The sequence below is a fragment of the Endozoicomonas sp. ALE010 genome, from assembly GCF_049310165.1.
Lineage (GTDB): Bacteria > Pseudomonadota > Gammaproteobacteria > Pseudomonadales > Endozoicomonadaceae > Endozoicomonas.
The window spans coordinates 1-13010 of the sequence record NZ_JBLYNV010000050.1; the positions used below are offsets into that span (position 1 = coordinate 1).

4 protein-coding genes are annotated in these 13010 nt (G+C 51.6%); all 4 read left to right on the forward strand.

All coding sequences use genetic code 11. The features are described 5' to 3' along the window. On the forward strand, positions 1-3134 hold a 3134-nt coding region (locus ACO6UY_RS18020; RefSeq protein ID WP_422490801.1), incomplete at its 5' end, for a DUF1601 domain-containing protein. A gap of 106 nt (positions 3135-3240) precedes the next feature. Then, positions 3241-6660: a DUF1601 domain-containing protein gene (locus tag ACO6UY_RS18025; RefSeq protein ID WP_422450748.1), complete on the forward strand. Its 3420-nt coding sequence runs from the start codon at positions 3241-3243 to the stop codon at positions 6658-6660. Between the two features lie 106 nt (positions 6661-6766). After that, on the forward strand, positions 6767-9784 hold the full coding sequence (locus tag ACO6UY_RS18030; protein ID WP_422490803.1) for a DUF1601 domain-containing protein: 3018 nt from the start codon (positions 6767-6769) through the stop codon (positions 9782-9784). A gap of 151 nt (positions 9785-9935) precedes the next feature. After that, entirely contained in the window at positions 9936-12839 is a 2904-nt protein-coding gene (locus ACO6UY_RS18035; protein ID WP_422490804.1) for a DUF1601 domain-containing protein, read from the forward strand. Positions 12840-13010 lie beyond the last annotated feature (171 nt).

Below are 13010 nucleotides of genomic sequence, written 5' to 3' on the forward strand. Positions count from 1 at the left end.
TACTTGATGCGATAATATTTAACTGCAACCAAAAACCTCAAGCCAGGGACATTGATGCACGGGGAATCGCCAACCTGCTATGGGCCATGGCTAAACTGGCGGACAACAGGCAGAAGCGGAGGCCAGAGCTCAACGAGGCCGTGGCCGCGCTGCTGCCCCACGTTAACACACAGAAAGCTAACTTTAACCCACAGGGTATCGCCAACCTGCTGTGGGCCATGGCGAAACTGGTGGACAACGGCCAGGAGCAGACACCAGAACTCAAACAGGCCGTGGCCGCGCTGCTGCCCCACGTTAACACACAGAAAGCTAACTTTAACCCACAGGGTATCGCCAACCTGCTGTGGGCCATGGCAAAACTGGTGGACAACGGGCAGGAGCAAATACCAGCACTCAAAGAAGCCTTGGCCGCGCTGTTGAACCAATTGAACGCACAAAAAGCTAACTTCAGACCACAGGGTATCGCCAACCTGCTGTGGGCCATGGGGAAACTGGTGGACAACGGGCAGGAGCGGACAACAGAGTTAAATGAGGCCGTGGTCGCGCTGTTGCCCCACGTGAACGTACAGAAAGATAACTTTAAACCACAGGAAATCGCCAACCTGCTGTGGGCCATGGCGAAACTTGTGGGCAACGGGCAGGAGCAAACACCAGGGCTCAAAGAGGCTCTGGTTGCGTTGTTGCCCCACGTGAACGTACAGAAAGCTAACTTTAAACCACAGGAAATCGCCAACCTGCTGTGGGCCATGGCGAAACTGGTAGACAACGGCCAGGAGCAAACACCAGAACTCAACGAGGCCGAGGCCGTGCTGTTGCCCTACGTGAACGCACAGAAAGCTAACTTTACACCACAAGGTATCGCCAATCTGCTGTGGGCCATGGCGAAACTGATGGACAACAGGCAGGAGCAGACTCCAGAGCTCAAAGAGGCCGTGGCCGCGCTGCTGCCCCACGTGAACGCACAGAAAAACCAATTTATTCCTCAGCATATCGCCAACCTGCTGTGGGCCATGGCGAAACTGGTGGACAACGGCCAGGAGCAGACACCAGAACTCAAACAGGCCGTGGCCGCGCTGCTGCCCCACGTGAATGCACAGAAAAACCAATTTATTCCTCAGCATATCGCCAACCTGCTGTGGGCCATGGCGAAACTGGTGGACAAAGGGCTGGTGCAGACACCAGGGCTCAACGAGGCCGTGGTCGTGCTGTTGCCCCACGTGAACGCACAGAAAGCTAACTTTACACCACAGGAAATCGCCAACCTGCTGTGGGCCATGGCGAAACTGGTGGACAAAGGGGAGGAGCGGACACCAGAACTTAAAGTGGCCGTAGCCGTGTTGTTGCCCCACGTGAAGGCGCAGAAAGACCAATTCAATGCCCAGGATATTACCAACCTGCTGTGGGCCATGGCGAAACTGATGGACAGCGAGCTGGAGCGGTCACCAGGGCTCAACGAGGTCGTGGCCGCGCTGTTGCCCTACCTGGACGCTAAGAAAGATCAACTTATCCCTCAGCATATCGCCAACCTGCTGTGGGCCATGGCGAAACTGCTGGACAACGGGCAGGAGCAGACACCAGGGTTCAAACAGACCGTGGCCGCACTGTTGCTCCTCGTGAACGCACAAAAAACCAACTTTAAACCACAGGAAATCGCCAGCCTGCTGTGGGCCATGGCGAAACTGGTGGGCAACGGGCAGGAGCAGGCACCAGAACTCAAAGAGGCCGTGGCCGCACTGTTGCTCCTCGTGAACGCACAGAAAACCAACTTTAAACCTCAGGAAATTGCCAACCTGCTGTGGGCCATAGCGAAACTGGTGGACAACGGGCAGGAGCAGACACCAGAACTCAAACAGGCCGTGGCCGCACTGTTGCTCCTCGTAAACGCACAGAAAACCAACTTTAAACCTCAGGGTATCACCAACCTGCTGTGGGCCATGGCGAAAATGGTGGACAACGGCGAGGAGAGGACAACAGAGTTCAATGAGGCCGTGGCCGCACTGTTACCCCACGTGAACGCACAAAAAGCTAACTTTACACCACAGGGTATTGCCAACCTGCTGTGGGCCATGGCGAAACTGGTGGACAACGGGCAGGAGCGGACAACGGAGTTCAATGAGGCCCTGGTCGGGCTGCTGCCCCACGTGAACCCACAGAAAGCTAACTTTAAACCACAGGAAATCGTCAATCTGCTCTGGGCCATGGCAAAACTGGTGGACAGCGGGAAGGAGCAGACACCAGAACTCAATGAGGCCGTGGCCGCGCTGTTGCCACACGTGAACGCACAAACAGACCAATTTAATGCCCAAGGCATCGCCAACCTGCTGTGGGCTATGGCGAAACTGGGTGAACTCGTTGACCTGAACGTGGTTACATCCACGTTCGAATCGCTTGTCTACCGAATCAGTGACAACCCTCAGCTCTCTCAGCAAGACATATCGATGTCTCTCTGGGGAGTCATGGTATGCTGTGCCAGATTGTCTCTGTTCTCCAATACCAATAACATTAACGTGCTTGAAAAGAACATGGATGACCTGTTTACTCGCCTGGAAAATACATTCCCGAACAATGAAGATGATCAATCCATCCTTGCCCTGGCCGCCATTTGGCTTGGCAGAACGTGTCCAGTCGTCCCCCATTACCAGACAAATATTTCAAAAACCCAGGTCGACTTTCGCGATCAACTCCAATCATGCTTTCCCTCTTTGCGGATTGAAGAAGAAAAGAGTCTGAATTCATTACCTCCGGTTGACCTGCTCCTGCCAGATCACAACATAGTGATTGAAGTTCAGGGACCGTCTCATTACGTGGGTGGTGATTTCAACACCAGGAATGGTTCGACTCTACTGAAAATCGCACTGTTACAAAAAGCAGGTTTTGAGGTCATTGAAATTCCGGTTAACAGGCTTTGCCATCAGGATTTAATGAAACCATACATTGATCAAATAAAAATCAGGACAGGGATCCCGCCACAGGGGCATGGCTCTGTACCACTTAAAAGAAGTTGGGCAGATGCGGTATACATTACTGCTGATAAAGGCAGGCAACCCTCAAATCATGGTTACTCAACCGCCGAAGAACATCATGAAGAACAAAACGGTAAACCAGCCAAGAGGAAGAAAACAAACAGCCAGTAATCCTCTCCCTTCGACCCAGGAACCGTTTCCACATTACTGCAAAATGAACTTCTGAACAGAACCGCAGTCTGCTTTTTATATTTCCATGAATTAATGAAATATAGTTATGGATAGATGCTCTGCTGGTATCAGTGGTCAATACGCAAGATCAGGCAATGATGACAAAAAAACGGATGACCAAACCGCTTCTTCAAGGCGTGGACGATATAAATATACCACAGTCAGACAATGGGATACCCCCTCCCGCACTGCCCCGGGGCGTAATGAATTTTACCATTCTTCTTTCACACGCTCTTCTCAACATCTACAGTACCGTTCAGTAAACCCTGCTCAAGATTTCAATAGCCTCACCAAACAGGAAATAATGGATGGCCTGCTGAGTAAATCTTATCGTTTCGGTGATCGCTATGATGGGAGACATCACGGTCAATATGCCAGCTTAATTAAAAAATACACGTCAGCTGCTAAACGACCGTTAAATCGAGCGGAACAAAGCCAGCTGATGCGTTTGCTGCAAAATTTCACAGCAACGCGGACCTGGAATTGGCGAAGCCTGACGACGACACTCCACTCATTTACTTCAGCAGGTGTTTTTACTACCCATAGCCCCATAGATGAGCGTGTTAAGCATACTCAAGTTGCCTTATTGTCAACACTGCTTGATGCAATAATATTCAAGTGCAACCAAAAACATGAAGCCAGCTATGTTGGTGCCCAGGAAATCGCCAACATGCTGTGGGCTATGGCGAAACTGGTAGACAGCGGGCAGGAGCGAACACCAGGGCTCAACACGGCTGTGGCCGCACTATTGCCCCACGTGAACGCACAGAAAGACCAATTTATTCCTCAGCATATTGCCAACCTGCTATGGGCCATGGCGAAACTGGTGGACAACGGGCAGGAGCGAACACCAGGGCTCAATGAGGCCGTGGCCAGGCTATTGCCTCACGTTAAAGCACAGAAAGACCAATTTAACACCCAGGGCATTACCAACCTGCTGTGGGCCATGGCGAAACTGGTGGATAACAGGCATGAATTGACTCCAGGACTCAAAGAGGCTGTGGCCGCACTGTTGCCCCACGTGAACGCAAAAAAGAACCAATTTATTCCTCAGCATATCGCCAACCTGCTGTGGGCCATGGCAAAACTGGTGGACAACGGGCAGGAACAGACACCAGAACTCAAAGAGGCCGTAGCCACGCTGTTGCCCCACGTGAACGCACAGAAAGCTCACTTTAAACCACAGGAAATCGCCAACCTGCTGTGGGCCATGGCGAAACTGGTGGACAACGGGCAGGAGCAAACACCGGTGCTCAACGGGGCCGAGGCCGCACTGTTGCCCCACGTGAGCGCACAGAAAGCTAACTTTACAGCACAGGGTATCGCCACCCTGCTGTGGGCCATGGCGAAACTGGTGGACAACGGGCAAAAGCGAACAACAGAGTTCAACGAGGCAGTGGCTGCGCTGTTGCCCCACGTGAGCACACAGAAAGCAAACTTTAAACCACAGGGTATCGCCAACCTGCTGTGGGCCATGGCGAAACTGGTGGACAACGGGCAAAAGCGAACACCAGAGTTCCACGAGGCGGTGGCTGCGCTGTTGCCCCACGTGAACGCAAAAAAAAACCAATTTAATCCTCAGCATATCGCCAACCTACTGTGGGCCATGGCGAAACTGGTGGACAACGAGCAAGAGCAGACACCAGGGCTCAACAAAGCCGTGGCCGCGCTGTTACCCCACGTAAACGCACAGAAAGAACAATTTAATGCCTTGGAAATCGCCAACCTGTTATGGGCCATGGCGAAACTGGTGGATAACAGGCATGAGTTGACACCAGGGCTCAAAGAGGCTGTGGCTGCGCTGTTGCCCCACGTGAGCGCACAGAAAGCAAACTTTACACCACAGGGTATCACCAACCTGCTGTGGGCCATGGCAAAACTGGTAGACAACGGGCAGGAGCAAACACCAGGGCTCAAAGAGACTGTGACCGCGCTTTTATCCCAAGTGAACGCACATAAAGACCAATTTATTCCTCAGCATATCGCCAACCTGCTGTGGGCCATAACGAAACTGGTGGACAACGGGCACGAGCAGACACCAGGGCTCAACAAGGCCGTGGCCGCGCTGTTGCCCCACGTAAACGCACATAAAGACCAATTTAATGCCCAGGGAATCACAAACCTGCTATGGGCCATGGCGAAACTGGTTTATAAGGGTCTGGAGCGGACACCACAGCTCAAAGAGGCCTTGGCCACGCTGTTGCCCCACGTGAACGCACAGAAAGGTAACTTTACACTACAGGAAATCGCCAACCTGCTTTGGGCCATGGCGAAACTGGTTGATAAGGGGCTGGAGCGAACACCACAGCTCAAAAAGGCCGTAACCAGGCTGTTGGCCTTCGTGAACGTACAGAAAGATAGCTTTAAACCACAAGAAATCGCCAGCCTGCTGTGGGCCATGGCGAAACTGGTGGATAGCGGGCAAGAGCGGACACCAGAGTTTAACAAGGCCGTTGCCACGCTATTGCGCAACGTGAACACACAGAAAGCTAACTTTAAACCACAGGAAATCGCCAATCTGCTGTGGGCCACTGCGAAACTGGCGGATAGCGGGCAGGAGCGGACACCAGAGTTTAACGAGGCCGTGGCTGTGCTGTTGCCTCACGTGAACGCAGCGAAAGCTAACTTTAAACCACAGGGAATCGCCAACCTGCTGTGGGCCATGGCGAAACTGGGTGAACTCCTTGAACTGAACGTGGTTATCTCTACGTTCGAAGCGCTTGTCTACCGAATCAGTGAAAATCCTCAGCTCTCTCAGCAAGACATATTTATGTCTCTCTGGGGGTTAATGGTATGCTGTGCCAGATTGTCTCTGGTCTCTGATGCCAACAAAAATAACTGGCTTGAAAGGCACATGGATGACCTGTTTACCCGTCTGGAAAATACATTCCTGCACAATGAAGAGGATCAACGCATCATTGCCATGGCCGCCAGTTGGCTTGGGAGAGCATGCCCGTTCGTCCCCCATTACCAGACTATCAGGTCAAGACCTCAATCCGACTTCCGCGATCAACTCCAATCATGCTTTCCCTCTTTGCAGATTGAAGAAGAAAAGAGTCTGAACTCACTGCCTCCGGTTGACCTGCTCCTGCCAGATCACAACCTGGTGATTGAAGTTCAGGGACCGTTTCATTACGTGGGTGGTGATTTCAAAACCAGGAAGGGTTCGACTCTGCTGAAAATCGCACTGTTGCAAAAAGCAGGATTTGAGGTCATTGAAATTCCGGTTAACAGGTTATGGAATGAGGATTTAATGAAACCATACATTGATCAAATAAAGACCAGGATAGGCATCTCGCCACAGGAGCATGGTTCTGTATCACTTGAAAGTGAGTGGACATATGAGGCATACGTTACTGCTGATAAAGGCGGGCAACCCTCAGATCACGGTTACTTAACCACCGAAGAACATTCAGAAGAGCAAACCGGCAAACCAGGATACAGGAAGAAAACAAAAAGCCAGTAATCCCTGCCCTTCGACCCAGGAACCGTTTTCACATTCCAGCAAAATGAACTTCTGAACAGAACAGCAGTCTGCTTTTTATATTCTCATGAATTAATGAAATATAGTTATGGATAGAAGCTCTGCTGGTATCAGTGGTCAATACGCAAGATCAGATAATGATTACAACCAAACGAATGACCATGCCGCTTCTTCAAGGCGTGGACGATATAGACATGCCACAGTCAGACAATGGGATAATCCCCCCCGCACTGCCCCAGGGCGTAATGAATTTTACCAATCTTCTGCCACATCCCCTTCTCAATATCTACTGCGCCGTTCAGTAAACCCTGCTCAAAATTTTAATGCTCTCACCAAACAGGAAATAATGGATGGCCTGGTGAGTAAATCGAATCGTTTCGGCCATCGCTATGACGGGAGAGATCATGGCCTGTATGCCAGTTCAATTAAAAAATACACGTCAGCGTCTAAAAGACCGTTAAATCGAGCGGAACAAAGCCAGCTGATGCGATTGCTGCAAAATTTCACAGCAACGCGAAGCTGGAATTGGCTAAGCCTGACAACCACACTTCATTCATTGACTTCAGCGGGTGTTTTTACCCTTCATAGCCCCTTGAATGATCGTGTTAGGTTTACTCAAGCTGCCTTATTGTCAACACTGCTTGATGCAATAATATTCAAGTGCAACCAAAAAGCTGAAACCAGCTATATTGGTGCCCAGGGTGTCGCCAATCTGCTGTGGGCCATGGCGAAACTGGTAGACAGCGGGCAGGAGCGAAAACCAGTGCTCAACGAGGCTGTGGCCGCACTGTTGCCCCACGTGAACACACAGAAGGACCAATTTATTCCTCAACATATTGCCAACCTGCTGTGGGCCATGGCGAAACTGGTGGACAACGGGCAGGAGCGGACACCAGGGCTCAATGAGGCCGTGGCCAGGCTATTGCCCTACGTGAACGCACAGAAAGGTCACTTTAAACCACAGGAAATCGCCAACCTGATGTGGGCCATGGCGAAACTGGTGGACAACGGGCAGGAGCGGACACCAGGGCTCAATGAGGCCGTGGCCAGGCTATTGCCCTACGTGAACGCACAGAAAGGTCACTTTAAACCACAGGAAATCGCCAACCTGATGTGGGCCATGGCGAAACTGGTGGACAACGGGCAGGAGCAGACACCAGAGTTCAACGAGGCCGTGGTCGCGCTGTTGCCCCACGTGAACGCACAGAAAGAACAATTTAATGCCCAGGGTGTCACCAACCTGCTGTGGGCCATGGCAAAACTGGTGGATAACGGGCAGGAGCAGACGCCAGAGCTCAACGAGGGTGTGGTTGCGCTGTTGCCCTGCGTGAACGCACAGAAAGCTCACTTTAAACCACAGGAAATCGCCAACCTGCTGTGGGCCATGGCGAAACTGGTGGACAACGGGCAGGAGCAGACACCAGAGTTCAACGAGGCCGTGCCCGCGCTGTTGTCTCAGGTAAACGCACATAAAGACCGATTTGATGCACAGGGTATTACCAACCTGCTGTGGGCCATGGCGAAATTGGTGGACAACGGCCAGCAGCGGACACCAGGGCTCAACGAGGCCGTGGCCGCGCTGCTGCCCTGCGTGAATGCACAGAAAGACCAATTTATTCCTCAGCATTTCGCCAACCTGCTGTGGGCCATGGCGAAACTGGTGGACAACGGGCAGGAGCGGACATCAGAGATCAAAGAGGCCGTGGCCGCGTTGTTGCCCCACGTGAACGAACAGAAAGACCAATTTAATGCCCAGGGTATCACCATCCTGCTTTGGGCCATGGCGAAACTGGTTGACAGCGGGCAGAAGCGGACACCAGCGCTCAAAGAGGCCGTGGCCGCACTGTTGCCCCACGTGAATACACAGAAAGCTAACTTTAAACCACAGGAAATCGCCAACCTGCTATGGGCCACGGCGAAACTGGTGGACAACGGGCAGGAGCGGACACTGCAGCTTAAAGAGGCCGTGGCCGTGCTGTTGCCACAAGTGAACCCAGAGAAAGCTAACTTTAAACCACAGGAAATCGCCAGCCTGCTGTGGGCCATGGCGAAACTACTGGACAACGGGCAGGATAGGACACCAGAGCTTAAAGAGGCCCTGGCCACGCTGTTGCCACACGTGAACGCACAGAAAGATAACTTTACACCACAGGCTATCGCCAACCTGCTGTGGGCCATGGCGAAACTGGTGGATAGCGGGCAGGAGCGGACACCAGAGTTTAACGAGGCCGTGGCCGCGCTGTTGCGCCACGTGAACACACAGAAAGCTAACTTTAAACCACAGGAAATCGCCAATCTGCTGTGGGCCACGGCGAAACTGGGTGAGTTCGTTGAGCTGAACATGGTTACCTCTATGTTCGAATCGCTTGTTTACCGAATCAGTGAAACCCCTCAGCTCTCACAGCAAAACATATTGATGTCTCTCTGGGGAGTAATGGTTTGCTGTGCCAGGTTGTCTCTAGACTCCAATAACAATAACTGGCTTGAAAAACACATGGATGACCTGTTTACTCGTCTGGAAAACACCTCCCCAGACAATGAAGAAGATCAATCCATCACTGCTATGGCCGCAAGCTGGCTTGGGAGAGCGTGCCCGGTCGTCCCCCATTACCAGACTACCATGTCAAAACGTCAATCCGACTTTCGCGATCAACTCCAATCAAGCTTTCCCTCTTTGCAGATTGAAGAAGAAAAGAGTCTGAACTCATTGCCTCCGGTTGACCTGCTACTGCCAGATCACAACATGGTGATTGAAGTTCAGGGTCCCTCTCATTACGTGGGTGGTGATTTCAAAACCAGGAATGGTTCGACGCTGCTGAAAATCGCACTGTTGCAAAAAGCAGGATTTGAGGTCATTGAAATCCCAATTAACATGCTTTGGAACCGGAATTCAATGAAACGATGTATTGATCAAATAAAGGCCAGGGTAGACATCTCGTCACAACGTCATGGCCCTGTATCACTTAAAAGAAGGTGGGCAGATGCGGCATACGTTACTGCTGATAAAGGCACGCAACCCTCAGATCACGGTTACTTAACCGCCAAAGAACATTCAGAAGAGCAAACCGGTAAACCAGCAAAGAGGAAGAAAACAAACAGCCAGTAATCCTCTCCCTTCGACCCAGGAACCGTTTTCACATTCCAGGAAAGTTCTACCAACGTTGAAGGCCTGTTGTCACTGAATTTCGCCCCAAATGAACTTCTGAACAGAACAGCAGTCTGCTTTTTATATTCTCATGAATTAATGAAATATAGTTATGGATAGAAGCTCTGCTGGTATCAGTGGTCAATACGCAAGATCAGATAATTATTATAACCGACCGGGTGGCCATGCCGCTTCTTCAAGACGTGGACGATATAGATATGCCACAGTCAGACAATGGGATACCCCCTCCCGCACTGCCCCAGGGCGTAATGAATTTTACCATTCTTCTTTCACACGCTCTTCACAACATCTACAGTACCGTTCAGTAAACCCTGCTCAAGATTTCAATACCCTCACCAGACAGGAAATAATGGCTGGCCTGCTGAGTAAATCTTATCGTTTCGGTGATCGCTATGATGGGAGAGATCACGGTCAATATGCCAGTTCAATTAAAAAATACACGTTAGCTGCTAAAAGACCGTTAAATCGAGCGGAACAAGGCCAGCTGATGCGTTTTCTGCAAAATTTCACAGCAACGCGGAGCTGGAATTGGTTAAGCCTGACGACAACACTTCACTCATTTACTTCAGCGGGTGTTTTCACCCCTCATAAACCAATGGATGAGCGTGTTAAGCTTACTCAAGCTCACTTATTGTCAGCACTACTTGATGCAATCATATTCAAGTGCAACCAAAAAGCTGAAACCAGCTATATTGGTGCCCAGGGTGTCGCCAACCTGCTGTGGGCCATGGCGAAACTGGTAGACAGCGGGCAGGAGCGAAAATCAGGGCTCAACGAGGCTGTGGCCGTACTGTTGCCCCACATGAACGCACAGCAAGACCCATTTATTCCTCAACATATTGCCAACCTGCTGTGGGCCATGGCGAAACTGGTGGACAACGGGCAGGAGCGAACACCAGGGCTCAATGAGGCCGTGGCCAGGCTATTGCCCGACGTGAACGCACAGAAAACTCACTTTAAACCACAGGAAATCGCCAGCCTGCTGTGGGCCATGGCGAAACTGGTGGACAACGGGCAGGAACAGACACCAGCGTTCAACGAGGCCGTGGCCGCGCTGTTGTCCCGGGTAAACGCACATAAAGACCGATTTAATGCACAGGGTATTACCAACCTGCTGTGGGCCATGGCAAAACTGGTGGGCAACGGGCAGGAACAAACAGCAGGGCTCAAAGAGACCGTGATCGTGCTGTTGCCCTGCGTGAACGCACTGAAAGACCGATTTATACCTCAGCATATTGCCAACCTGCTGTGGGCCATGGCGAAACTGGTGGACTACGGGCAGGAGCGGACACCAGGGCTCAAAGAGGCCGTGGCCGCGCTGTTACCCAACGTGAACGCACAGAAAGACCAATTTAATGCCCAGGCTATTGCCAACCTGCTGTGGGTCATGGCGAAACTGGTGGGCAGCGGGCTGGAGCGGGCACCAGGGCTCAAAGAGGCTGTGGCCACGCTGTTGCCCCAGGTGATCGCAAAGAAAGCTAACTTTAAACCACAGGGTATTGCCAACCTGCTGTGGGCCATGGCGAAACTGGTGGACTACGGGCAGGAGCGGACACCAGGGCTCAAAGAGGCCGTGGCCGCGCTGTTACCCAACGTGAACGCACAGAAAGACCAATTTAATGCCCAGGCTATTGCCAACCTGCTGTGGGTCATGGCGAAACTGGTGGGCAGCGGGCTGGAGCGGGCACCAGGGCTCAAAGAGGCTGTGGCCACGCTGTTGCCCCAGGTGATCGCAAAGAAAGCTAACTTTAAACCACAGGGTATTGCCAACCTGCTGTGGGCCATGGCGAAACTGGTGGACTACGGGCAGGAGCGGACACCAGGACTCAAAGAGACCGTGGCCGCGTTGTTGCCCCACGTGAACGCACATAAAGCTCACTTTAAACCACAGGAAATCGCCAACCTGCTGTGGGCCATGGCGAAACTGCTGGACAACGGGCAAGAACGGACACCAGAACTCAAAGAGCCTGTGGTCGCCCTGCTATCCCACGTGAACATACAGAAAGCTCACTTTAAACCACAGGAAATCGCCAACCTGCTGTGGGCCATGGCAAAACTGGTGGACAACGGACAAGAGTGGACACCAGAGCTCAACGAGGCCGTGGCCGCGCTGTTGCCTCGTGTGAACGCACAGAAAGCTAACTTAATACCACAGGAGACTGTTAACCTGCTATGGGCCATGGCGAAACTGGGCGAACTCATTGAGCTGAACGTGGTAACATCCACGTTTAAATCGCTTGTCTACCGAATCAGTGGCAACCCTCAGTTCTCTCAGCAAGCGATATTGATGTCCCTCTGGGGAGTAATGGTATGCTGTGCCAGATTGTATCTGGTCTCCGATGCCAACAAAAATAACTGGCTTGAAAAGCACATGGATGATCTGTTTACTCGCCTGGAAAATACATTCCCAGACAATCCAGACAATAATGAAGAGGAACAATACGTTATTGCCATGGCCGCAAGTTGGCTTGGGAGATCATGCCCGTTCGTCCCCCATTACCAGATAATCATGTCAAAACCTCAATCCGACTTCCGCGATCAACTCCAATCATGTATTCCATCTCTGCAAATTGAAGAAGAAAAGAGTCTGAATTCATTACCTCCGGTTGACCTGCTACTGCCAGATCACAACATGGTGATTGAAGTTCAGGGGCCCTCTCATTACGTGGGTGGTGATTTCAAAACCAGGAAGGGTTCGACTCTGCTGAAAATTGCACTGTTGCAAAAAGCAGGATTTGAGGTCATTGAAATTCCGGTTAACAGGCTTTGGAATCAGGATTTAATGAAACCGTACATTGATCAAATAAAGACCAGGACAGGCATCCCGCCACAGGGGCATGGCTCTGTATCACTTAAAAGAACGTGGGCAGATGCGGCATACGTTACTGCTGATAAAGGCAGGCAACCCTCAGATCACGGTTACCTGACCGCCGAAAAACAGTTAGAAGAACAAACCGGCAAACCAGCCAGGAGGAAGAGAAAAAACAGCCAGTAACCCCCCCCTCCCTTCCACCCAGGAACCGTTTTCACATTCAAGTAAAGTTCTACCAGCTGAAGACCTGTTGCCCCTGAATTTCGCCCCGGATGATTTGAAGATAATGGATGGTTGGCATCAGGAGCAGATGAGTTTCTCCCACTGCTTACATTGATCAACATTCCAGCAAAA

What these genes read in the sequence shown, in the direction of transcription:
- ACO6UY_RS18025 (WP_422450748.1), top strand. Translation starts at nt 3,241, where the DNA reads ATGGATAGATGCTCTGCTGGTATCAGTGGTCAATACGCAAGATCAGGC.
- ACO6UY_RS18030 (WP_422490803.1), top strand. Translation starts at nt 6,767, where the DNA reads ATGGATAGAAGCTCTGCTGGTATCAGTGGTCAATACGCAAGATCAGAT.
- ACO6UY_RS18035 (WP_422490804.1), top strand. Translation starts at nt 9,936, where the DNA reads ATGGATAGAAGCTCTGCTGGTATCAGTGGTCAATACGCAAGATCAGAT.